Origin of the sequence: Streptomyces doebereineriae, assembly GCF_031845645.1 — a bacterium.
Taxonomy (GTDB): domain Bacteria; phylum Actinomycetota; class Actinomycetes; order Streptomycetales; family Streptomycetaceae; genus Streptomyces; species Streptomyces canus.
In genome coordinates this window covers 368,331-392,319 of sequence record NZ_JAVREZ010000004.1, presented here as the reverse complement: position 1 = coordinate 392,319, position 23,989 = coordinate 368,331, and the positions used below count along the sequence as shown (strand labels likewise).

16 protein-coding genes are annotated in these 23,989 nt (G+C 70.1%); 7 read left to right on the top strand and 9 right to left on the bottom strand.

Annotation, left to right across the window (positions count from 1 at the left end; genetic code table 11):
• Positions 1-56 precede the first annotated feature (56 nt).
• Positions 57-728: a maleylpyruvate isomerase family mycothiol-dependent enzyme gene (locus RNB18_RS14655; protein WP_311714769.1), complete on the top strand. Its 672-nt coding sequence runs from the start codon at positions 57-59 to the stop codon at positions 726-728.
• 222 nt (positions 729-950) lie between these two features.
• Here RNB18_RS14655 and RNB18_RS14650 read toward each other — a convergent pair whose 3' ends face one another.
• Positions 951-1,862: an NAD-dependent epimerase/dehydratase family protein gene (locus RNB18_RS14650; RefSeq protein WP_311714527.1), complete on the bottom strand. Its 912-nt coding sequence runs from the start codon at positions 1,860-1,862 to the stop codon at positions 951-953.
• Between the two features lie 45 nt (positions 1,863-1,907).
• On the opposite strand from RNB18_RS14650, the gene RNB18_RS14645 reads away from it, so the two are divergent.
• The 5 genes from RNB18_RS14645 to RNB18_RS14625 all read left to right on the top strand — a co-directional run bounded on the left by RNB18_RS14645 (position 1,908) and on the right by RNB18_RS14625 (position 7,083).
• A complete protein-coding gene (locus RNB18_RS14645) occupies positions 1,908-2,417 on the top strand; it encodes an Lrp/AsnC family transcriptional regulator (RefSeq protein WP_311714526.1) in 510 nt (169 codons plus the stop codon).
• A 29-nt stretch (positions 2,418-2,446) separates the two neighbouring features.
• Entirely contained in the window at positions 2,447-2,875 is a 429-nt protein-coding gene (locus RNB18_RS14640) for a MerR family transcriptional regulator (protein ID WP_311714768.1), read from the top strand.
• 14 nt (positions 2,876-2,889) lie between these two features.
• Positions 2,890-3,204 (top strand): thioredoxin family protein, encoded by a 315-nt coding sequence (locus RNB18_RS14635; protein WP_059211406.1) that lies wholly within the window; start codon positions 2,890-2,892, stop codon positions 3,202-3,204.
• Positions 3,205-3,323: 119 nt separating this feature from the next.
• The gene (locus RNB18_RS14630; RefSeq protein WP_311714767.1) at positions 3,324-5,612 is read left to right on the top strand and encodes a HelD family protein; all 2,289 of its coding nucleotides are present in this window, start codon (positions 3,324-3,326) and stop codon (positions 5,610-5,612) included.
• A gap of 55 nt (positions 5,613-5,667) precedes the next feature.
• A complete protein-coding gene (locus RNB18_RS14625) occupies positions 5,668-7,083 on the top strand; it encodes a cytochrome P450 family protein (RefSeq protein WP_311714525.1) in 1,416 nt (471 codons plus the stop codon).
• Between the two features lie 40 nt (positions 7,084-7,123).
• On the opposite strand, the gene glgB is transcribed toward RNB18_RS14625, so the two are convergent.
• From glgB to RNB18_RS14600, 5 genes are all read right to left on the bottom strand, one after another.
• Positions 7,124-9,619, bottom strand: a complete 2,496-nt coding sequence (gene glgB, locus RNB18_RS14620; RefSeq protein ID WP_311714524.1) for a 1,4-alpha-glucan branching enzyme — start codon at positions 9,617-9,619, stop codon at positions 7,124-7,126.
• A gap of 33 nt (positions 9,620-9,652) precedes the next feature.
• On the bottom strand, positions 9,653-11,041 hold the full coding sequence (locus RNB18_RS14615) for a maltokinase N-terminal cap-like domain-containing protein (protein WP_311714523.1): 1,389 nt from the start codon (positions 11,039-11,041) through the stop codon (positions 9,653-9,655).
• 96 nt (positions 11,042-11,137) lie between these two features.
• Complete coding sequence (gene treS, locus RNB18_RS14610; RefSeq protein ID WP_311714522.1) at positions 11,138-12,838, bottom strand: maltose alpha-D-glucosyltransferase; 1,701 nt, start codon at positions 12,836-12,838, stop codon at positions 11,138-11,140.
• Positions 12,835-14,925, bottom strand: coding sequence for an alpha-1,4-glucan--maltose-1-phosphate maltosyltransferase (locus RNB18_RS14605; RefSeq protein ID WP_311714521.1), 2,091 nt, complete (start codon positions 14,923-14,925; stop codon positions 12,835-12,837). The genes treS and RNB18_RS14605 overlap by 4 nt, the downstream gene beginning before the upstream one ends.
• Before the next feature lie 211 nt (positions 14,926-15,136).
• Positions 15,137-16,345 carry a S8 family peptidase gene (locus RNB18_RS14600; RefSeq protein WP_311714520.1) on the bottom strand — a complete coding sequence of 403 codons (1,209 nt, stop codon included), beginning with the start codon at positions 16,343-16,345 and terminating at the stop codon, positions 15,137-15,139.
• A gap of 292 nt (positions 16,346-16,637) precedes the next feature.
• Between RNB18_RS14600 and RNB18_RS14595 the strand changes: the two genes are divergently transcribed.
• Positions 16,638-19,256, top strand: coding sequence for a glycosyltransferase family 1 protein (locus tag RNB18_RS14595; RefSeq protein ID WP_311714519.1), 2,619 nt, complete (start codon positions 16,638-16,640; stop codon positions 19,254-19,256).
• Between the two features lie 30 nt (positions 19,257-19,286).
• On the opposite strand, the gene RNB18_RS14590 is transcribed toward RNB18_RS14595, so the two are convergent.
• The 3 genes from RNB18_RS14590 to RNB18_RS14580 all read right to left on the bottom strand — a co-directional run bounded on the left by RNB18_RS14590 (position 19,287) and on the right by RNB18_RS14580 (position 23,877).
• Positions 19,287-19,796, bottom strand: a complete 510-nt coding sequence (locus RNB18_RS14590) for a DUF1990 family protein (RefSeq protein ID WP_311714518.1) — start codon at positions 19,794-19,796, stop codon at positions 19,287-19,289.
• A 71-nt stretch (positions 19,797-19,867) separates the two neighbouring features.
• The gene (locus RNB18_RS14585) at positions 19,868-21,535 is read right to left on the bottom strand and encodes a M4 family metallopeptidase (protein WP_311714517.1); all 1,668 of its coding nucleotides are present in this window, start codon (positions 21,533-21,535) and stop codon (positions 19,868-19,870) included.
• Positions 21,536-21,828: 293 nt separating this feature from the next.
• Positions 21,829-23,877 (bottom strand): M4 family metallopeptidase, encoded by a 2,049-nt coding sequence (locus RNB18_RS14580; RefSeq protein WP_311714516.1) that lies wholly within the window; start codon positions 23,875-23,877, stop codon positions 21,829-21,831.
• Positions 23,878-23,989 lie beyond the last annotated feature (112 nt).

The window sequence follows — 23,989 nt, the reverse complement described above, 5'->3', positions numbered from 1 at the left end:
GACATTGGTCAGAGTCCCTGACTACTTTGGTCAGAGAAGCTTACCACTTGGGGTGGGTGATTGCCGTGGGTGCAGTGCTGGACACCGACGAGCTCTGGCAGATCGTCGACCGGGAGCGGACGAGCCTGGCCGACCTGCTGGAAGGTCTGAGCCCGCAGGAGTGGGAGACGCGGACGCGGTGCGGGGACTGGCGGGTCAGGGACATCGCCGCGCATCTGACGATCGCGGCGCGCTACTCCTACGGCCAGGTCGTACGGGAGATGGTTCGCGCCCGCGGTGACTGGAACCGGATGATCCACGACTCGGCGGTCCGCGAGGCCGACGTGCCGGTTGCCGAGATCGTCGCCAACCTGCGCTCGATCGTCGGCTCCCGCCGCCTCGCGCCGACCACCTCGCCCCGTGAACCCCTCCTCGACCTCCTCGTCCACGGCCAGGACATCGCCCTCGCCCTCGGCCGTGAGCGCGCGATGCGGCCGGCGGCCGCCCGTGACTCCGCCGACCGGGTATGGACCATGCGGTTCCCGCCGCGCCCCTGGCCCCTGCCGAAGGCGCGGCTCGTCGCCACCGACATCGAGTGGACACGCGGGGAGGGCGAGGAGATCCGCGGCCCCATCACCTCCCTGCTCCTGCTGCTCACCGGCCGCCCGCAAGCGGCCCGTGAGTGGGCCGAGCGCACCGGGGAGCCGTTCCCCGCGGGTAGCTGCGCTGGGCTTGGGCGGGGCGCCTAGGGGGGCCGGGTGGGGGTGTTGCGCGTCTGTAGGCCGGTGGGGGCTGGTCGCGCAGTTCCCCGCGCCCCTGGGGAGTTGCAGTCACCCGCGCCACGACGGACCGTTCGCCACCTCGCGCGCCGCGACGGGCTGTTAGCCGCGCGCCACGATGGGCCGGTGGCCGCACGCCGCGCCAGGCCGATCGCGCTCGCCCGCAGGTCACCCAGGGTGCGGTAGCGGATCTCAGGCCTTCTTGCCGAGGGTCTCGGTCACGGCCCGTGGCAGCCATTGGCGTGCGTCGCCGAAGGCGAACCCGAGACGGGTGGCGCGGAAGTTGTCCATGCCGTAGGAGCGGGTGAAGGAGAACGGCGAGACCTCGCCGAGCTCGACGAGCTGGAGGACGGTCTTCCCCTCGGGGACGTGCGCGGCCACCGCCCTGCACAACTCCTCCGTGCCCAGCAGCCCGTGAGAGGCCGCGTTCACGGGGCCGGTGAAGTCCTGGCCCACCGTCCAGGCGAGGAAGTCGGCGATCTCCTCGACGTGGATGTAGGTGGCGGGCTGGTTGTCGACCGGGACGGCGATGGGCTCGCCGGTGCGGATACGGTCCGCGTAATGGGCGAGCCGCCCGGTGAAGTCGTCGTCCCCGCCCAGGACGTGGGCCACGCGGACGGTCGTAACGGGAAATACAGGGTCGGCGGCGAACACGGCTTCCGCTTGTCGCTTTCCTTCTCCGTAATGGGAGTCGAGGAATTCGGGGTCGTCCCAGGGAAGTCCGAGATCGACGGGTACGGTCGCCGGGTCGACGGCGTCCTCCCGCACGAGGGCGATCGAGTCCTCGTACTCGTACACCTCCACTGTCGAGGTCATCACATAGCGGCGGGTGCGTCCGGCGAAGACCCGGCGGGCCACCGCCGCCTGGCGCGGGGTGTAGCAGACCTGGTCGACGACGACGTCGAACGTGCGGGAGCCCAGGGCGCTGCGCAACGAGCTCTCGTCGTCGCGGTCCGCGACCAGGTGAACCGTCCCGCGAGGGGGCGCGGACGAGCCCCGGTTGAGGACCGTGACCCGGTCGCCCGCGGCCAGCAGTCGTGCGATCAGCCGCTTGCCGAAATAACGGCTGCCGCCGATGACCAGTACCTCTCGTGGGGTTTGCATGACCATAATTCTCCCGGCGTATGTCCACGTATTGAAGGGGGAACCATGGGAGTTCGGGCAGGCCTGCCAAAAGAACCACGGCATCTGCGCACTGCCGCCGACGAAACCTCGGTGGCCTTCGACGCGCTGGACCGGCAGATCCTGGAGCTCCTCCAGACCGACGGCCGGATCAAGCTCAGCGAGCTGGGTCGCCGGGTGCGGCTGAGCCCGGCGGCGGTCACGGAGCGGGTGCGGCGGCTCGATGCGGCGGGTGTGATCAGCGGCTACGGCGCCCAAGTGGTCCCGGCCCGGCTCGGCTACGGCATCCAGGCGTTCATCCGGGTCAGCCCGCACGGCGGCTACAACCTGAGGCATCCGAGGACCCTGGAGCTGATGGAGCGCCCTGAGATCACGGAGGTGCACCACGTGGTCGGCGAGGACTGCTGGATCCTCAAGGTCGCCGTCCGGGACACCGTCCACCTGGAGGACGTCCTGGAAGAGGTCTCCACCCTGGGCCGCACGACGACGTCGATCGTGCTGACCTCTCCGGTGCAGCGCAAACCGCTCTTGCCTTGACGTCGGCGTCAAGGACTACGTTCATGGGCATGCGAATCGGCGAGCTGGCCGCACGGGCCGGGACCACGACGCGGACGCTGCGCTACTACGAGGCGCGGGGCCTGCTGCCCGCGCGGCGTGGCCACAACGGATACCGGACCTACGACGAGGACGACCTGAAGCTGCTCCGGCAGATACGGACGCTCCAGGACTTCGGGTTCGACCTGGAGGAGACGCGGCCGTTCGTGGAGTGTCTGCGGGCCGGTCATCCCGAGGGCGATGCGTGCCCCGCCTCGCTCGCGGTCTACCGGCGCAAGCTCGGTGAACTGGACGCGCTGATCGGCGAGTTGCAGACCGTGCGGGCCCAGGTCGGGCAGCAGCTGGAGCGGGCCGAGCGAGCGCGAGACGGGCTGGCCGCCGACGCGGAGGTTCCGGGTGGTCCGGAGCCGCAGTGCGAACTGGGAGGGATCCACAGGTGATCAGGGCAGCGGGTGTGGCAGAAGTGACGGACACGGACTTCGAGACGGAGGTGCTCGGCTCGGAGCTGCCGGTGCTGGTGGAGTTCACCGCCGACTGGTGTCCGCCGTGCCGGCAGATGAAGCCGGTGCTCACGGCTCTCGCCGCGGAGGAGGGCGAGCGGCTCAAGGTGGTCCAACTGGACGTCGACACCAATCCGCTGACCACCAACGCCTACAAGGTGCTGTCGATGCCCACCTTCATGGTGTTCCGGGGCGGGGAGCCCGTGCGGTCGATGGTGGGGGCGAGGCCCAAGCGGCGGCTGCTCGAGGAGCTGACGGACGTCCTGTGACCTGACGCAATACAGAGAAATACCCCGAGCGATTGCGCTCGGGGTATTTCTTTGCGTATATTCAATGATTCGCGACTTCAAAGCTATTGAGTCGCAAAGAAGCTCAGTCAGCACAGTATATCCGGGCGGGAGTGGAATTGTCAAACACCGGTTTTCCGGACGATGAATTGCGGCAGGAGCAGGAATTCATCGACGGGCTGTACGCACATGTGGACGCCCTGCGCGGCGACACCGAGGTCTCCGTCACGGACGCGCTCGCCCAGGGCGACACCCCCATGCAGGCGCGCCTTGAGCGGGACATCCTGGTGGCCGAGCGCTCGGGGCTGCTGGCGGCGCTGAACGCGGTCGACGGCTCGCTCTGCTTCGGCCGGATCGACCTCACCTCGGGTACCACCCATCACATCGGCCGGATCGGACTGCGCACCGAGGACGCCGAACGCACCCCGATCCTCATCGACTGGCGAGCCGGCGTCGCCCGCCCCTTCTACCTGGCCACCGGCCACACCCCGATGGGCCTGCGCCGCCGCCGGCACATCGGCACCGAGGGCCGCCGGGTGACCGACCTGCACGACGAGATCCTCGACCTGGGCGACCAGGAACGGACCGGTCACGAGGACCCGACCGGCGACGCCGTGCTGCTCGCCGCGCTCAACTCCGCACGCACCGGCCGCATGAGCGACATCGTGCAGACCATCCAGGCCGAGCAGGACGAGATCATCCGTGCCCCCCACCGCGGGGTGCTGGTGGTCGAGGGCGGCCCGGGCACCGGCAAGACGGCCGTCGCCCTGCACCGGGCCGCGTATCTCCTCTACGAACACCGGGAGTTGCTGGCCAAGCGTGCCGTGCTGATCGTCGGGCCCAACCCCGCCTTCCTCGGTTACATCGGCGAGGTGCTGCCCTCGCTGGGCGAGACCGGCGTGCTGCTCGCGACGGTCGGGGAGCTCTTTCCCGGTGTGAAGGCGACGGCGACCGACAGCCGCGCGGCGGCCGCGGTGAAGGGGCGCGCCGCCATGGCGGACGTCCTCGCCGACGTCGTACGCGACTGGCAGGCCCTGCCCGACCCGGTGATCGCGATCGAGCACGACCGCGAGATCCTCATGCTGGACGACGGTCTGGTGAAGGTCGCCCGTGAGCGCACCCGGGCCGCCCGGCTGCCGCACAACGCGGCCCGTGAGCACTTCGAGGGCCACATCCTCAACACGCTCACCGACATGGTCGCCGAACGCATCGGCACGGACCCGTTCGACGGGACGAACCTGCTGGACCCGAGCGACATCACGCAGATCCGCGACGAACTCGCCGAGAACCCCGAAGTCTGGGCCGCCATCGACCAGTTGTGGCCACGTCTGACCCCGCAGCGGCTGGTCGCGGACTTCCTCGCCGATCCGGTCGGCTACCTCCCCGACGAGGACGCGGCCGCCATACGCCGCCCGGTGACCCGGGGTTGGACGGTGGCGGACGTACCCCTCCTCGACGAGGCGGCCGAACTCCTCGGCGTGGACGAACGGCTGGCCCGGGCCCGGGCCGAGCGCGAGCGGGAGACACAGATCGCCTACGCGCAGGGCGTGCTGGACGTGTCGTACGCCTCGCGGACCTACGAGTTCGACGACAAGGACGAGGAGGACTCCGAGGTCCTGTCCGCGCACGACATCATCGACGCCGAGCGGTTCGCCGAGCGGCAGGAGGAGGACGACCACCGCAGCGCCGCCGAGCGCGCGGCGGCCGACCGCACCTGGGCGTTCGGGCACATCATCGTCGACGAGGCACAGGAGCTGTCGCCGATGGCCTGGCGGTTGCTCATGCGGCGCAGCCCGACCCGTTCGATGACCCTGGTCGGCGACCCGGCGCAGACCGCGGAGGCGGCGGGCGTGGGTTCCTGGCAGAAGATCCTGGAGCCGTACGTCGAGGACCGCTGGGAGCACGCCCGGCTGGGCGTCAACTACCGCACCCCGGCCGAGATCATGGAGCTCGCGGCGGCCGTGGTGCGCGCCTCGGACCCCGGCTTCGAGCCGCCGAGTTCGGTGCGGTCGACAGGGGAACGGCCGTGGGTGCGCGCCACCGACGACCTCCCCGGCGCGGTCGCGGAGGCGGTGAAGGAGCTGACCCCCGCCGAGGGGCGGCTCGCGGTCATCGCCCCCCGCCATCTGCACCGCAGGCTGGCGGCCCGGCTCGACGGGGTCACCGCGGGCGCGGAGCCGGACCTGACGCGGACCGTCGTACTCCTCGACCCCCGGCAGTCGAAGGGGCTCGAATTCGACTGTGTGCTCGTGGTCGAGCCGGGGCTGTACGGCACGAGCGACCTCTATGTGGCGCTGACCCGGGCGACCCAGCGGCTGGGGGTGCTGCACACGGGCCGGCTGCCGAAGGCACTGGCCGACACATCCGTCCCAGGGATCACCGAGCCGTAACAGTTCCCGCCATGGTCACTGCTTGTGCACGGCCGGTGCGGTAAGCGTGTGCGGTATGGAAGCCCACTCCCACGCGACCCCGCCGGCCGACGGCCCCACGCTCGGGTCGCTGCCCGTCGAGCCGTTGCTCACCGCCGAGTTCGACGTCGACCCCGGCGCGGTGTACGAGCGCCTGCGCAGCACCTACGGGCCGGTCGCGCCGGTCGGTCTGATGGGCGTGCCGGTGTGGCTGGTGCTCGGGTACACCGAGGTCACCGAGGTGCTGCGGAACGAGAGTCTGTGGCGGCGGGACATCCGGTACTGGCGGGCGCGGGCCGAGGGGCGGCTGCCGCGGGACTGGCCGTTGCTGGCCGGTTACGAGGTACGGCAGATGATGTTCATGGACGACGACGAGCATCTGGGGGCCCGGCGCACCCATCACTCGGCGCTGAGCCCCTTCCAGGACGCACGGAGTCCGGAGGGGTGGCAGCTGCGGGCCGCCGTCGCACGGTACGCCGACGAGCTGGTCGGGATGCTGGCGGCGGAGTCCGGGTCCGTGGGGTTCGCGGATCTCGGGGCGCAGTACACGCGGCCCTTGCTGCTCATGGTCACGACCAAGCTGTTCGGCTGTCCTGTGGAGTTGGGCGACGAGCTGGTCATGGACCTGTGGCGGATGCTGGACGGGGGGCCGGACTCGGGGCCCGCGACGGCGCGTGCGCTGGGAGCCTTCACCCGTCTCGCCGCGCATCGCAGGGCCCGGCCGGGTGACGATCTCACGTCCTACATGCTGCTCGCGGATCCGGGCTTGAGCGACGAACAGCTCGGGCGGGAGTTGTTCATGAACGCCGTGTACCTGAACGACATCACCGGGAACATGGTGCTCAACACACTGCTGGAGGTGCTGCGCGGGAACGCGACGGTCCGGCGGAGCCTTTCGGCCGGGCAGCTGGGAGAAACGGTCAACCGGGCGGCGCTGGCGAATCCTCCGGTGGCCAACATGTGTTTTCGGTTCGCCGCGCGGGACGTGCGGCTGGGGGAGGTGTGGGTGCGGGCGGGGGACGCGGTGTCCCCCTCCGCCGCGGCTGCCCATCATGACCTGCTGGCGATCAGCTCGTCCCACCTGGTGGGGTCGACAGTGTCCACCCGGGCGCATCTGGGGTGGGGGGCCGGGCCGCATCAATGCCCCAGTGCGGCACGGGAGTTGGGCGGGATGATCGTGGCAACCGCGGTCGGACGCGTCCTCGACCACTTCGCGCGCGCCGAACTCACCCTGCCGCCCGACCAGTTGCCCTGGCGGTCGGGACCGGTGGTGCGGGGCCTCAGGCTGCTGCCGGTGCGCTACGAACTGCGCGCGGGGGTGCTGCCGGCGCAGCGGCGGGACCCGGCCGAACCGTCCACCGCGCCGACCGCCGACGGATACGCCCGACGGCTGCTCACGGTGCTTCGGCGGCTCATGCCCGGAGGCAAGGAAGAAGACCGGGTCCTTCCGTAAGGGATTCCGAATTGCCCGGCGCAGGGTGAGCGGCCGCGGTTCAGGCCGGCCGCAGCCACACCGTCGCCAGCGGGGGCAGCGTGAGCTGGATGCTGGCCGGGCGGCCGTGCCAGGCCTGGGGGTCCGGCTTCACGATGTCGGGGTTGGTGACGTCGCCGCCGCCGTACTTGGCGAGGTCGGTGTTCAGGGACTCCAGCCAGGCCGGGACGTCGTCCGGGGCGCCCAGGCGGTAGTTGGGGCGGACCACCGGGGAGAGGTTGGAGACCGCGAGGAGCGGGGACCCCTCCGCGTCGTAGCGCAGGAAGGCGAAGACGTTGTCCTCGGACGCGTCACCCACGATCCACTGGAAGCCCGAGGGGTCCGTGTCGCGCTGCCAGAGGGCCGGGGTGTGGCGGTAGACGACGTTCAGGTCGCGGACCAGGTCGCGGACGCCCCGGTGGTCGGCCTCCGCGCCGTACGCCGGGTCCAGGAGCCACCAGTCGGGACCGTGCGCCTCCGACCACTCCGCGCCCTGGGCGAACTCCTGGCCCATGAAGAGGAGCTGCTTACCGGGGTGGGCCCACATGAAGGCCAGGTAGCCGCGGAGATTGGCCCGCTGCTGCCACCAGTCACCCGGCATCTTCGAGACCAGTGAGCGTTTGCCGTGCACGACCTCGTCGTGGGAGATGGGCAGGACGTAGTTCTCGCTGTATGCGTACACCATCGAGAACGTCATCTCGTGGTGGTGGTACTTGCGGTGCACCGGTTCGTGGGACATGTAGTCCAGCGAGTCGTGCATCCAGCCCATGTTCCACTTCAGGCCGAAGCCGAGGCCGCCGAAGCCGCCGGGGCCCATGTGGTGCGTCGCGCGGGTGACCCCGTCCCAGGCCGTGGACTCCTCCGCGATCGTCACCACGCCCGGGACCCGCCGGTAGACCGTCGCGTTCATCTCCTGGAGGAAGTCCACCGCGTCCAGGTTCTCCCGGCCGCCGTGCACGTTCGGGACCCACTGGCCCGGCTCGCGCGAGTAGTCGAGGTAGAGCATCGAGGCGACCGCGTCGACCCGCAGGCCGTCGATGTGGAACTCCTCGCACCAGTAAACGGCGTTCGCCACCAGGAAGTTGCGGACCTCACGGCGGCCGTAGTCGAACTCCAGCGTCCCCCAGTCGGGGTGGGCCGCGCGCAGTGGGTCCTCGTGTTCGTACAGGGTGCGGCCGTCGAACTCGGCGAGCGCCCAGTCGTCGCGCGGGAAGTGCGCCGGCACCCAGTCCATCAGTACGCCGATGCCGGCCTGGTGGAGTGCGTCGACGAGGTACTTGAAGTCGTCGGGGGTGCCCAGGCGGGCCGTGGGCGCGTAGAAGCCGGTGACCTGGTAGCCCCAGGAGCCGCCGAAGGGATGCTCGGCGACCGGCATCAGCTCGACGTGGGTGAAGCCGAGGTCCTTGACGTACGCGGGGAGCTGCTCGGCGAGCTGACGATACGTCAGGCCGGGTCGCCAGGACGGCAGATGGATCTCGTACACCGAGAAGGGAGCCTCGTGCGCGGGGGCGCCCTCCGCGCGGCGGGCCAGCCATTCCGCGTCCTCCCACTCGTGGTGCGAGGCGTGGATGATCGAGGACGTGTTGGGCGGGACCTCCGTGCGGCGGGCCAGCGGGTCCGCGCGTTGGGTCTTGGAGCCGTCGGGACGGGTGATCTCGAACTTGTACAGCTCGCCCTCGCCGACACCGGGCACGAACAGCTCCCAGATGCCGGTGGAGCCGAGCGAACGCATCGCGAACGCCGACCCGTCCCAGAAGTTGAAGGTACCCGCCACCCGCACACCGCGCGCGTTCGGAGCCCACACGGTGAAGCGTGTTCCCGCTACGCCCCGGTGGGTCATGGGCTGGGCGCCCAGTGCCGTCCACAGCTGCTCGTGCCGGCCCTCGCCGATCAGATGCAGGTCGAGGTCGCCCAGCGCGGGCAGGAAGCCGTACGCGTCCTCCGTGTCCTGGACCGTCTCCTCGTACGCCACGAGCAGCCGGTAGGGCGGGACCTCCCGCAGCGCCAGCAGGCCGGAGAAGAAGCCGTCGCCGTCGTCGTGCAGCTCGGCCCGCACGTCCCCGGCCACGACCGTCACGGCCCGGGCGTACGGGCGGAACACCCGGAAGGCCACCCCGCCGGGGACCGCATGCGCGCCGAGCACCCCGTGCGGGTCGTGGTGGGTGCCCGACAGCAGCCGGTCGCGGTCGGCGGCGGGTACTTCCGGTGAGACCGGGATCGGTGCGAGCACCTCCGGTGGTGACGCCGGGACGGGGGCGGCGACCTTCTTCGCCTTCGCGGTCCCCTTCTTCGCGGTCTTCGCGGCGGCCTTCTTGGTGACAGCCTTGCTGACGGCGTTCTTCTCGGCGGCCTTCTTCGCCACGGCCTTCTTCGCGGGCGCCTTCTCGGCCACCGGATCCGGCTTCTTCGCGGCGGTCTTCCTGGTCACCGCCTTCTCCGCGGCCTTCTTCACGCTCTTCGCCGCTTTCGCGGCCGACTTCTTCGGGTCCGAACCGCTGGGGGTGGGGCGGGGGGTCACTGGCGGAGCCTCCTCGGCGAAGGTCAGGTCGGGTCAGATCGGGTCGGGCGACGCGTACCGCGCCACCGCGGCCATCGGCACCTGCAGCCAGTCCGGGCGGTGCCGGGCCTCGTAGACGACCTCGTAGATCGCCTTGTCGGTCTCGTACGCGCGCAGCAGCACCGGATCGGTCCGCGGGTCCACGCCACTGACCTCGGCATATCCGGAACAGTACGCGGCCCGGCACGCCTCGGCCCAGCCCTGTACCGGCAGATCGGTCGAGTGCGCCGCGTAGTCGAAGGAGCGCAGCATCCCGGCGATGTCCCGGGCCGTGGGCTGCGGCAGCCGGCGTTCGGAGAGCGGCTTGGACGGCTCGCCCTCGAAGTCGATCAGCGACCAGTGCCCGGTCGCCGAGCGCAGACACTGGCCGAGGTGGAGGTCGCCATGGATGCGCTGGGCGGTCCAGGTGGTGCCCTCGGCGGCGAGATCACCCAGCGCGGTGAACGCGGAGCGCAGGCCCGGCGCGTACGGCCGGAGCGCGGGGACCGCCTGTACGGCCGCCTCCAGCCGCTCGATCATGCCGTCGACGAGCAGGTGCAGCTGCTGGTGCCCCAGTGTCACGGTCGGCAGCGCCCGGGCGAGCGCGGTGTGCACCTCGGCGGTGGCCCGCCCGAGGGCGTGCGCCTCGGCGCCGAAGTCCTCGCCCTTCGCCAGCTCCCGCAGGGCCAGCTCCCAGCCGTCCGACGCGCCCTGCACGAAGGGCTGCATCACCCCGAGGGTGTACGGCTCTCCGGCCAGCTCCGTCTGCAGCCACCCCGTCGGCGCGGGCACCCGGGGGCAGCCCTCCCGGGCCAGGGCCAGCGGCAGCTCCAGGTCGGGGTTGACGCCGGGCACGACCCGGCGCAGGAGCTTCAGGATGAACGTATCTCCGTAGACGATCGACGAATTCGACTGCTCGGCGGTCATCACCCGGGCCACCAGACCCTCCCGGATGTCCTGGTGCGGGTCCCGCTCGAAAGACAGCCCGCCGATCCGGGTCCCGGAGCGGATCGCTTCCAGGAGCAGTTCGGCGGGCAGTGGGTCGTAGAGGGCGTCGTACGCGGTACGGCCGGTGAGCGGGCCCTCCTCGACATGGCCGATCAGCGCGGGCGCCAGCCGGGGCGGCAGCGCCTCGCGCAGGCCTATCAGGAGCTGGTAGCAGTCACCGGGGTGCGTCGGAGCGCCCACGGTGAGTGGCTGGTGGGCTCGGACCAGCAGGTGGTACAGACCGAGCTTGGCCGTGGGCGGCAGCAGCTCGGTGGCCTCCACCAGCGAGAACCCGGTGACCGGGCGCCCCTTGCCCGCGAACCAGCGCTGCCGCGGCAACCACTCGCGCAGAAGTGGATCAAGCGAGGCGAGGAGGCCTGGACTTGTCGTGGCGGTACGGGTGACGGCTTCCGACATGGCGTGGCGTCCTTTCCCCGGGCTGGCTGATCGGGGTGTTACTGATGCGTGCCCCGGGCGGGGCAGTGGAAACCGCCTCGCCCGGGTCCTCGTCGGCTAAACGGCGTCCTTGCGGAGCCGGAACCAGTAGAAGCCGTGCCCGGCGAGGGTCAGCAAGTACGGCAGCTCACCGACGGCCGGGAACCGCACCCCGCCGAACAGCTCGACCGGATGCCGTCCGTTGAAGGCACTCAGGTCCAGCTCCGTCGGCTGCGCGAACCGGGAGAAGTTGTGCACGCACAGGACCAGGTCGTCCTCGTACTCCCTCAGGAACGCGATCACCGCCGGGTTCGACGACGGGAGCTCGGTGTAGGAGCCGAGGCCGAAGGCGGCGTTCTGCTTGCGGATCTCGATCATCCGACGGGTCCAGTGCAGCAACGACGAGGGCGACGCCATCGACGCCTCGACGTTGGTGACCTGGTAGCCGTAGACGGGGTCCATGATGGTCGGCAGATAGAGCCGCCCGGGGTCGCAGGAGGAAAACCCTGCGTTACGGTCCGGTGTCCACTGCATGGGCGTGCGTACGGCGTCGCGGTCGCCGAGCCAGATGTTGTCGCCCATGCCGATCTCGTCGCCGTAGTAGAGGATCGGCGAGCCGGGCAGGGACAGCAGCAGGGCGGTGAAGAGCTCGATCTGGTTGCGGTCGTTGTCGAGGAGGGGGGCGAGCCGCCGCCGGATGCCGATGTTGGCGCGCATACGCGGGTCCTTCGCGTATTCGGCCCACATGTAGTCGCGTTCCTCGTCGGTGACCATCTCCAGGGTCAGCTCGTCGTGGTTGCGCAGGAAGATGCCCCACTGGCAGTTCGACGGGATGGCCGGCGTCTTGGCGAGGATTTCGGAGACGGGGTAGCGGGATTCCCGCCGTACCGCCATGAAGATCCGGGGCATGACGGGGAAGTGGAACGCCATGTGGCATTCGTCGCCGCCGCTCTCGAAGTCGCCGAAGTAGTCGACGACGTCCTCCGGCCACTGGTTCGCCTCCGCCAGCACCACCGTGTCCGGGTAGGAGGCGTCGATCTCCTTGCGGACCCGCTTGAGGAACTCATGGGTCGCCGGCAGGTTCTCGCAGTTGGTGCCCTCCTCCTGGTAGAGGTAGGGCACCGCGTCGAGGCGGAAGCCGTCGATGCCCAGGTCCAGCCAGAACCGCAGGGCGGAGATCATCTCCTCCTGGACCGCCGGGTTCTCGTAGTTGAGGTCCGGCTGGTGGGAGAAGAAGCGGTGCCAGTAGTACTGCTTGCGCACCGGGTCGAAGGTCCAGTTGGAGGCCTCGGTGTCGACGAAGATGATCCGGGCGTCCTGATACTGCTTGTCGTCGTCGGCCCACACGTAGTAGTCGCCGTAGGGGCCGTCGGGGTTGGCGCGGGACTCCTGGAACCACGGGTGCTGGTCGCTGGTGTGGTTCATGACGAAGTCGATGATCACGCGCATGCCGCGGTGGTGGGCGGCGTCGACGAACTCCACGAAGTCGGCGAGGTCACCGAACTCCGGCAGGACGGCGGTGTAGTCGGAGACGTCGTAGCCGCCGTCCCTGAGCGGTGACTTGAAGAACGGCGGCAGCCACAGGCAGTCGACACCCAGCCACTGCAGGTAGTCGAGTTTGGCGGTCAGGCCCTTGAGGTCGCCGACGCCGTCGCCGTTGCTGTCCTGGAAGGATCGGACGAGGACCTCGTAGAAGACCGCACGCTTGAACCAGTCCGGGTCCCGGTCCTTGGCGGGGGTGTCCTCGAAGGTGTCGTGGACAGGCTCGTTGACGATCATGTTGTGGGTGACCCTCCGATCTGCGGGGTGGACGGTCGCAGGACGGTGAGGATGTGCGCGGGGCGAGTGCCCGGTTCGAGACGCACGTAGTTCGCCCTGCCCCAGTGATAGGTCTCGCCGGTGAGCTCGTCGCGCACCGGCACCGACTCGTGCCATTCCAGGCCGAGTTGCGGCATGTCCAACGAGACCGTGGCCTCCTGGGTGTGGTGCGGATCGAGGTTCACGACCACCAGAACCGTGTTCGAGCCACTCCGCTTCGAGTACGCGATGACCGAGTCCTTGTCCGCGTGATGGAAGTGGAGGTCGCGCAATTGCCGTAGGGCGGGGTTCTCCCGCCTGATGGTGTTGAGCTGGGTGATCAGGGGGGCGAGGCTGTCGGGGGAGTCCCAGTCGCGGGCCTTGAGCTGGTACTTCTCCGAGTTCAGGTACTCCTCGCTGCCCGTGCGCACGGGGGTGTTCTCGGCGAGTTCGTAGCCGGAGTAGATGCCCCAGGTGGGTGAGAGGGTCGCGGCCAGGATGGCGCGCAGGGCGAACGCGGGCCGGCCGCCGTGCTGGAGGAACTCGTGCAGGATGTCGGGGGTGTTGGCGAAGAAGTTCGGCCGCATGTAGGAGGCCGCCTCACCCGAGAGCTCGCTCAGGTACTCGGTGAGCTCCTCCTTGGTGGTGCGCCAGGTGAAGTAGGTGTAGGACTGCTGGAAGCCGATCTGGGCCAGGGTGTGCATCATCGCCGGGCGGGTGAACGCCTCGGCCAGGAAGATCACGTCCGGGTCGGTGGCGTTGATGTCCGCGATCACCCGCTCCCAGAACACCACCGGCTTGGTGTGCGGGTTGTCCACCCGGAAGATCCGCACCCCGTGGTCCATCCAGTGCCGCAGCACCCGCAGCGTCTCCGCGATCAGGCCTTCCAGGTCGGCGTCGAAGGCGATCGGGTAGATGTCCTGGTACTTCTTCGGCGGGTTCTCCGCGTACGCGATGGTGCCGTCCGGACGGTGGTGGAACCACTCCGGGTGCTTGTGCACCCAGGGATGATCCGGCGAGCACTGCAGGGCGAAGTCCAGCGCGACCTCCAGACCCTGCTTGCCGGCCTCCTGCACGAACCAGTCGAAGTCCTCGAGCGTGCCCAGATCCGGGTGGACGGCGTCATGGCCGCCCTCCGGCGAGCCGATCGCCCACGGCACGCCCACATCGTCGGGCCCGGCGGACAGGGTGTTGTTGCGGCCCTTGCGGAAGGTGCTGCCGATCGGATGGATCGGCGGCAGGTAGACCACGTCGAACCCCATCGCCGCGATCGCCGGCAGCCGGCGGGCCGCGGTACGGAACGTGCCGTGCGGCCGCTCCGGCGTGCCCTCCGAGCGGGGAAAGAACTCGTACCACGACCCGAACAGCGCCCGCTCCCGCTCCACCAGCAGCGGCAGCGTCTCCGACGCCGTGATCAACTCCCGCAGCGGGTATCGCGCCAGCACCGCGTCCACCTCGGGCGTCAACGCGGCCGCGAGACGGGCGGCGGCGGGCCGGGTGTCGTCGCGGAGGGCGCGGATGGCCGCGAGGATCACGCCGTTCCGGCCGTCGTCGGGCACGCCGGCGGCGGCCCGCTCGTAGAGCCGGGCGCCCTCCTCCAGGACCAGTTCGGTGTCCATGCCCGCCGGGATCTTGATCTGGGCGTGGTGCCGCCAGGTGGTGACGGGGTCGCCCCAGGCCTCGACCGTGAAGGTCCACAGACCAGGGCTGCCGGCGGTGACGGTGGCGCCCCAGCGGTCGGTGCCCGGGGTCAGTTCGTGCAGGGGGGTCCACGGTCCGGCGCGGCCTTCCGGATCCTTCAGTACGACATTCGCGGCGACCGCGTCATGGCCCTCACGGAACACGGTGGCCGAGATCTCGAACGTCTCGCCGGTGACCGCCTTGGCGGGGCGGCGTCCGCGCTGGACGACCGGGCGGACGTCGAGGACGGGTATGCGCCCGATGGCCGGAGCCGGTGCCGCTGGTGTGGAGGGTCGCTCCTGGCGCGGTGGCCCGGGGTCGACGGGACGCGTGGTGGACGCGTCGGTGCTGGACGTCGGGGGTGCTGACGAATGGTGCGTGGCGGGCATGACCGCTCCTGTCCGCGTCAACTTTGGGTGGGCGGATGGATGTGGGGAGGGGGTCCTGCGTGGCGTACCGGTGAACCTACCTGAGCCGTGTACCGCAGGAGCCTTCCCACCCTATTCGGGTAGGCAATCCAGCACTTTGTTAACTACTCACGCGTATGTCTTTACACAAAACAGGCCCCGTTCTCGCCGAACGGGGCCGCCTTGCGGACGCTCACCCCTGGGAACCGGGCACCTGGAGAAGTTTGTCCGGTGAACCTGCCCCCCGACCGGACACCTTCCCGGAGGCCGCCAGTTTCACCAGCGCTTTACCGACCTGCGCCGGAGTGGCCTTCGGATGGCCGGCGAGGTACAGCGCGGCCGTGCCCGCCGCGTGCGGGGTCGCCATCGACGTACCCGAGTAGGTCGCCCTTGCGGTGTCGCTCGTGATGCCCGCTGAGGTGATCGAGACTCCTGGTGCGAAGAGGTCGAGAGCGGATCCATAATTGGAGAAGCCCGCCCGGGTGTCCTTCGTGTCGGTCGCGCCGACCGTGATCGCCTGCGGTACGTCGGCGGGCGAGTAGAGCCCGGCCGGCAGACCGTCGTTGCCCGCCGCGACCGCGTAGGTCACCCCGGACGCGATGGAGGTGCGGACAGCGGCGTCCAGCTGGGCATTGTGGTAGCCGCCCAGGCTGAGGTTGGCGACGGCCGGCTTCCGCGCGTTCTTCGTCACCCAGTCGATACCGGCGATGACCTGGGCGGTCGTGCCCGAACCCTTGTTGTCGAGGACGCGTACGGCCACCACCTTCGCCTTCTTGGCGACGCCGTACCCGGTGCCGGCGACGGTGGCCGCCACGTGCGTGCCGTGGCCGTTGCCGTCCCCCGCCGATCTGTCGCCCCCGACGAAGTCCCAGCCGTAGGCCGCCCGGCCCCCGAAGTCCTTGTGGGTGATCCGGATGCCGGTGTCGATCACGTACACCGTCGCCCCGGCGCCCGCGGACTCCGGCGAGGTGTAGGACCTGTCCAGCGGCAGCTTCCGCTGGTCGACGCGGTCCAGGCCCCAGGACGGCGGGTTCCGCTGGGTGCGCTCCAGGGTCACCCGGGTGTCCTGGACGACCGAGGCGACGCGTGAGTCCGCAGCGAGCCACCTGGCCTGTCTCTCGTCGGCCCGGATCGCGTAACCGTTGAGTACCGTGCCGTAGGTATGGCTGATTCTCGCCCCGTACTTCTCGGCGAGGCCTTTTCCGGTCGCCGACGGAGCTTTCGTTCCCCCCTTGAGTGTCACCAGGTAACTCCCGCTGACGGAACCGGGCTCTCCGGCGCCGAGTATCCGCCCCTCCGGTGCGGCGTGCGCGGGCAGGGTGATGGCCGAAAGTGCGGCGGTACAGCTCACCGCGGTCAGGCCCCCCACCCAGCGCAGACGCCGATCTCGCGTCCGTGCCATGACTTGAGTTCCCCTCCTCAACTCGGCGTACGGCAGCCGCGGTCCGCCGGGTGCACCCGGCGTCGGCCGGTACGCCATGGGGAAGCCTCTCGTGTGGTGTGAAGTACCACAAGGACGCCTGCGGGGGTGGAATCGGCCATATCGGCTATGGGGGACGTGGGGAGGTTGCGGCGATTTCCGGACCGGTCCTGGGGCGCAGCCCCCACCACGGGCGACATCAACGCCGATACCGTTGTCGGAGACGACGACGCACACCGCCGTGCGTCCTCCAGCGAACGCGCTGAGGTGGCAAGTGAAGGCTATCCGTCGATTCACCGTCCGACCCGTACTGCCCGAGCCCCTCCGGCCGCTGAGCGACTTGGCGCGCAATCTGCGCTGGTCCTGGCATGCGGAGACCCGCGACCTCTTCCAGTCCGTCGATCCGGAGCGCTGGGCCGCGTCGGGCGGTGATCCCGTACGGCTGCTCGGCAGCGTGCGGCCCGCCCGGCTCGCCGAGCTCGCCGAGGACCGCCGTTTCCTGCGCCGGCTCACCGCGGTCGCCGACGATCTCCACGACTACGTCACCGGTGAGCGCTGGTACCAGAGCCACACCGGTGAACTCCCCGCCGCCGTCGCCTACTTCTCGCCCGAGTTCGGCGTCACGGCCGCCCTGCCGCAGTACTCCGGCGGTCTGGGCATCCTGGCGGGCGACCATCTGAAAGCGGCCAGTGACCTGGGCGTACCGCTGATCGGCGTCGGTCTGCTGTACCGCCACGGCTACTTCCGCCAGTCCCTGTCCCGGGACGGCTGGCAGCAGGAGCACTATCCGGTCCTGGACCCCAACGAACTGCCGGTGGCGCTGCTGAGGGAGGCCGACGGCACCCCGGCACAGGTGTCGCTGGCCCTTCCCGGCGGCAAGCAGCTGCACGCCCGGATCTGGCTCGCCCAGGTCGGCCGGGTGCCCCTGCTGATGCTGGACTCCGACGTCGAGGAGAACGACCTCGGCGAACGCGGGGTGACCGACCGGCTCTACGGCGGCGGCAGCGAACACCGCCTGCTCCAGGAGATGCTGCTGGGCATAGGGGGCGTCCGCGCCGTACGGACGTACTGCCGGCTGACCGGTCACGCCGGCCCCGAGGTCTTCCACACCAACGAGGGGCACGCCGGCTTCCTCGGCCTGGAGCGGATCGCCGAACTCTGCGACCAGGGACTGGACTTCGACGCCGGCCTGGAGGCGGTCCGGGCGGGGACCGTCTTCACCACGCACACCCCCGTCCCGGCCGGCATCGACCGCTTCGACCGGGAGCTGGTCGCCCGGCACTTCGGTCCCGACGCGGAGCTCCCGCGCATGGACGTGGGCCGGATCCTCGCCCTCGGCATGGAGACCTACCCCGGCGGCGAACCCAACCTCTTCAACATGGCCGTGATGGGCCTGCGCCTCGCTCAGCGCGCCAACGGCGTCTCGCTGTTGCACGGGCAGGTCAGCCGGGAGATGTTCTCCGGACTCTGGCCGGGATTCGACCCCGAGGAGGTGCCGATCACCTCCGTGACCAACGGGGTGCACGCCCCGACCTGGGTCGCGCCCGAGGTGTTCCGGCTCGGCGCCCGGCAGATCGGCGCCCAGCGCACCGAGGACGCGCTGACCGTCGGCGGCTCGGACCGCTGGGACGCCGTGGGTGACATTCCCGACCAGGACGTCTGGGAACTGCGCCGCTCTCTGCGGGAGCAGCTGGTGGTGGAGGTACGGGACCGGTTGCGGGCGTCCTGGCGGCAACGCGGCGCCGGTACGGCGGAGTTGGGCTGGATCGACGGCGTGCTGGACCCCGACGTCCTCACGATCGGATTCGCGCGCCGCGTCCCGTCGTACAAGCGACTGACCCTGATGCTGCGGGACCGCGACCGGCTGATGGACCTGTTGCTGCACCCCGAACGCCCGATCCAGATCGTGGTGGCGGGCAAGGCGCACCCGGCGGACGACGGCGGAAAGCGCCTGGTCCAGGAGCTGGTGCGGTTCGCCGACGACCCGCGGGTCCGCCACCGGATCGTCTTCCTGCCCGACTACGGCATGGCGATGGCGCAGAAGCTGTACCCGGGCTGCGACATCTGGCTCAACAACCCGCTGCGGCCGCTGGAGGCGTGCGGCACGAGCGGGATGAAGGCCGCGCTGAACGGCTGCCTCAACCTCTCCGTCCTGGACGGCTGGTGGGACGAGTGGTTCCAGCCCGACTTCGGCTGGGCGATCCCGACGGCGGACGGCGTGGGGACCGACCCCGACCGCCGTGACGACATAGAGGCCGACGCCCTCTACGACCTCCTCGAACAGCGGGTGACCCCCCGCTTCTACGAGCACGGCCAGGGCGGCCTCCCCGACCGCTGGATCGAGATGGTCCGCCAGACGCTCACCCTGCTGGGCCCGAAGGTCCTGGCCGGCCGCATGGTCCGCGAGTACGTCGAACGCCTCTACGCCCCCGCGGCCCAAGCCCACCGCACGATGGCCCCGGACGTGGCGCGCGAGCTCGCGGAGTGGAAGTCCCGGGTGCGGGGGGAGTGGCATGGGGTGACGGTCGACCACGTGGAGACCACGGCCGCGACGACCACGGCCGAACTCGGCACCACGCTCGGCCTCAGGGTCCACGTGGGCCTCGGCGCCCTCGGCCCGGACGACGTGGAGATCCAGGCCGTCTCCGGCCGCGTCGACGAGGAGGACCGCATCGCGGACGCGGCGACGGTCCCGCTGAAGTCGGTCGGCGGCCCGGACCCGGAGGGCCGGTGGGTCTACGAGGGCCCGCTGTCCCTGGACCGCACGGGCCCCTTCGGCTACACCGTCCGCATCCTGCCCTCACACCGACTGCTGGCGTCGGGCGCGGAGCTGGGGCTGGTGGCGGTGCCTTCGGAGGAGGTGGTGGAGGGGGCGGGGGTGCTCATGCGGTGAACCGCGGGGGCGCGGGCCGGGCTTCTCCGCTCAGCCCGCGTCCTCCCCGCCGCACAGCTTCCGCAGGACGGCCCCGCACTTTCGCGCATATGCGTGCTGCAGCCCCCGCGTCGCCGGGCCGCCCGCCCGGGCGTACCACTTGGCGGCGCGGCTGAATGCCGACACCGTCAGCCATACCGTGCCGTCGCCCGTGCGGTCGACGACGAAGGACTCCTCGCCGGACTCGGGGTGGCCGGGGAGGGTGCCGTAGGCCCAGCCCGCGCGGCGGTGTTCCTCGACCGTCCAGACGACTCGGCAGGGGGCCCTGATGACGCCCGCGAGGGTGACCGTGACGTCCACGTCGGGGGCCGCGCGGTCCGCGGTGGCGTCTATGCCCACGCCCAGGGCGCGGTGCATCTCCCAGGTCAGGACCGCCTCGGAGGCCTTCCGGAAGACGTCGTGACCCTCGCCTATGCGGGTGCGTACGTGCAGGGGGTGGAAGCCGGGCGGGCAGAAGCCGCTCCGCCGGGTCGCGCCGACGTCGTCGTACGTGAAGGACATGGGACCCAAGAGTAGGGCGGTACCCGGAAATGCCTTCGTTCCGGGTACCGCCCGTCAGTCCCTCGGGACCACTAGCTCACGTTGACCGCGGACCAGGCCGCGGCCACCGCCTTGTACTCGGTGCTGGTGGAGCCGTACAGGGCGGACGCCGCGGAGAGCGTGCCCGTGCGCGCCGACTTGTAGTTGGTCGTCGACGTGAAGTACGTCGTCAGCGCCTTGTACCAGATCTGCAGGGCCTTGGCGCGGCCGATGCCGGTGACCGTGGAACCGTTGGACGTCGGCGAGTTGTAGGACACACCGTTGATCGTCTTGGCGCCGCTGCCCTCCGAGAGGAGGTAGAAGAAGTGGTTCGCCACGCCCGACGAGTAGTGGACGTCCAGGTTGCCGACCGAGGAGGACCAGGAGTCCGCCGAGCCGCCGTCCTTGCTGGGCTTGTCCATGTAGCGCAGCGGGCTGCCGTCGCCATTGATGTCGATCTCCTCGCCGATGAGGTAGTCACCGACGTCGTTGGAGTTGGCCGCGTAGAACTCGACACCCGTGCCGAAGATGTCCGAGGTGGCCTCGTTGAGGCCGCCGGACTCGCCGGAGTAGTTCAGGCCCGCCGTGTTCGAGGTGACGCCGTGGCTCATCTCGTGGCCCGCCACGTCCAGCGAGGTGAGCGGGCTGACGTTGCCCTCACCGTCGCCGTACGTCATGCAGAAGCAGCTGTCGTCCCAGAACGCGTTGACGTACGCGTTGCCGTAGTGCACCCGGGAGTAGGCCGCGACACCGTTGTTCTTGATGCCGCTGCGGCCGAAGGTGGACTTGTAGAAGTCCCAGGTCTCCGCCGCGCCGTAGGCTGCGTCGACGGCCGCCGTCTGGTCGGTGGTGGAGCTGGAGGCGGCTCCGGTGCCCCACGTGTTGTCGGCGTCCGTGAACAGGGTGCCCGCGGAGGAGCTGGTGCCGTGGGACTTGTTGTACGTCTTGTGGGTGCCGCGCGTGCCGTCGGTCAGCTGGTACGTCGAGCCCGACAGGGTGGTTTCCAGGCTGACCGTGCCCGAGTACAGGCTCTTGCCGGTGCCGGTCGCGTTCTCGATGCCCTGGTACTCGAAGAGCTTCTTGCCGGTGGCGGCGTCGGTGATGACGTGCAGCTGGTTCGGGGTGCCGTCGTCCTGGAAGCCGCCGACGATCGTCTCGTAGGCGAGGACGGGGGTGCCCGAGCCGGCCCAGACGACCTTGCGCGCGCCGTCCGCCGCGGTCTTGTCCGAACCCGCGGCCTTGGCGATGGTCAGCGCCTGCTTCTCGGCCTTGGCGACGGTGACCTTCGGGGTCAGGGAGGAGACTCTGATGGTGGCCTTCGTCGCCTTGGAGACGCCCTCGGTCGCACCGGACTTCGACTCGTGGACGACCAGGTCGCCGCCGAGGACGGGCAGGCCGTCGTAGGTGCGCTCGTAGCGGGTGTGGACCGTGCCGTCGGCGTCCTTCACGACGTCCTTGACGACCAGCTTCTCCTTGGAGCCGAGGCCTATCTCCTGGGCCGTGGAGCCGGCCTCGGCCTGCTGCTCCTTGATGAGCGAGGTGCGCGCGGCCGCGGACAGCTGGACGGGGGTGCCCGCGGGGGCGGCCTTGCCGGAGCTTTCCGCCGGGGTCACGGCGGCGGCGCTGCCGGTGGTCAGACCGGTGGTGAGCAGGGCTCCGGCCGCGACAGCGGTGGCGATGGCCAGAGTGGTGCGCTTGTGACGCGCGTAGAGGGGGGTCACACAAGCTCCTTCGTGGGGGAGCCCGGAGGGCGTGGGGTTGCCTTCCGGGGTGGTTGTGAAGTTGTGCGGCGGTTGTGAGGAAGCGTGGCATCAAGGCGCGTACATGTCATGACCCTCAAGTGATGTTGGCCGAAAGTCGACCAGTGGGCGAACATTGCAGCGATGTAAACCCAGTTGACCTGGGCAAAGCCCCAACAAGCCGTCAGTCATGGGATGGCAAAAAGAGGGCGCCGCCCCGGGGAGTCGAACCACCGGGGCGGCGCCCTGTCCGTGTGCCTGTCGGTCGTGCCGCCCTACGGGAAGGTGAGCTTCCAGCTGTTGATGTAGCCGGTGTCCTGGGCCGCGTTGTCCTGGACCCGCAACTGCCAGGTGCCGTTGGCGACCTCGGAGGAGGCGTTGACCGTGTACGTGGTGTTGAGGTTGTCGGTGCTGCCGCCGGTGCCGTACGCCTTCAGCGTGTACGCCGTACCGTCCGGGGCGATCAGCTGCACCCGGATGTCACCGATGTAGGTGTGCACGATGTCGACCGCGACCGCGAGGTTCGACGGCGCGTTGCCGGTGCGCCCGGACACGGTGATCGGCGAGTTGACCGCCGCCCCGTTGTCCGGAATCGATACGTCGGTGGTCGACTCGAACGAGGTGCCGCCACCGCCGCCACCGCCGGGACGCGAGCCGACCGCCACGCCCGCCCAGGCGTTCGCCACGGCCGTGTACTCGGCGCTCGTCGTGCCGTACAGCTCACCCGCCGCCGCGAGGGTGCCGGTGCGGGCGCCCGCGTAGTTGGTCGTGGTCGTGAACTTCGTGGTCAGCGCGCGGAACCAGATCTTCTCCGCCTTGTCCCGGCCGATGCCGGTGACCGGAAGGCCGTCCGCGGTGGGCGAGTTGTAGCTGACGCCGTTGATGGTCTTGGCGCCGCTGCCCTCGGACAGAAGGTAGAAGAAGTGGTTCGCCGGGCCGGACGAGTAGTGCACGTCGGCCGATCCGATGCCGGAGGTCCAGTTGTTGTACGACGCGCCGTCCTTGCTCGGCTGGTCCATGTAGCGCAGCGGGCTGCCGTCGCCGTTGATGTCGATCTCCTCGCCGATGAGGTAGTCACCGACGTCGGAGGAGTTGTTGGCGTAGAACTCGACGGCTGTGCCGAAGATGTCGGAGGTCGCCTCGTTCAACCCGCCGGACTCGCCCGAGTAGTTGAGCCCCGCGGTGTTCGACGTGACGCCGTGGGTCATCTCGTGACCGGCCACGTCGATCGACGTCAGCGGGTGGGTGTTGCCCGAGCCGTCGCCGTACGTCATGCAGAAGCAGCTGTCCGACCAGAACGCGTTGACGTAGTTGTTGCCGTAGTGGACCCGGGAGTACGCCCCGACACCGTCACCGCGGATACCCGAACGCCCCTGCACGTTCTTGTAGTAGTCCCAGGTGAGCGCGGCGCCGTAGTGCGCGTCGGCCCCCGCGGTCTCCGTGTTGGACGCGCTGCCGTTGCCCCAGATGTCGTCGGGGCCCGAGAAGAGGGTGCCCGTGCCGGAGGTGCCGCGGTTGAGGTTGTACGTCTTGTGGCCGCCGCGCGCCCCGTCGGTCAGGTTGTACGTCGACCCGGACTGGGTGGTGCCGAGCGTGACCGTGCCGCTGTACATGGTGTTGCCGGTGCCGTTCTCGATGCCCTGGTACTCGAAGAGCTTCGCGCCGGTCGCCGCGTCCGTGACGACGTGCAGCTCGTTCGGCGTGCCGTCCTCCTGGAGGCCGCCGACCACCGTCTCGTACGCCAGGGTCGGTGTGCCGTTGCCGGCCCAGATGACCTTGCGCGGGGCGCGGTTGACGTCGGGGGTCTTCGCGTCCGCCGCCTTCGCGGCCTTCAGGGCCTGCGTCTCGGCCTTGGCGGCGGGCAGCGCGGCCGTGGTCGTGGCGGGCCTGATGGCCTTCTGGGTGGCCTTGACGACCGTCTCGGTCGCCCCGGACTTCGCGGTCTCCACGACCAGGTCGCCGCCCAGGACGGGCAGGCCGTCGTAGGTGCGCTCGTAACGGGTGTGGAGCGTGCCGTCGCCGTCCTTGACGACGTCACGGACGACCAGCTTCTCCTTGGCGCCCAGGCCGAGGTCCTTGGCGGTGTCCGCCTTGGTGGCGTTCGCCTCGCGTATCAGCTCGGCGCGCTGGGCGGGGGTGAGCTTGAGGGACTCGGCGCCCGGGATCACCTTGCTCGCGGCCGACGGTGCCTTCTCCGGGGCTGCGGTGGCGGCGCCCGACTGGACGGCCGCGGCGATCAGGGCGGACACACCGACGAGGGCCACGGCAGCGGCCTTGCGGTGCAGGGTGCGGGGGGTGCGTCTGTGGGAGGAACTGTCTCTCAACACTGACTCCTTCTGCGCGGCCGCGGATCGCGCGGCCAGGGGAGACCGGACGGTGGGTCGACCGTCCGGGCGGTACGCGGAACGAGGTGCAGGTGGCCGCGGATCAGAACAC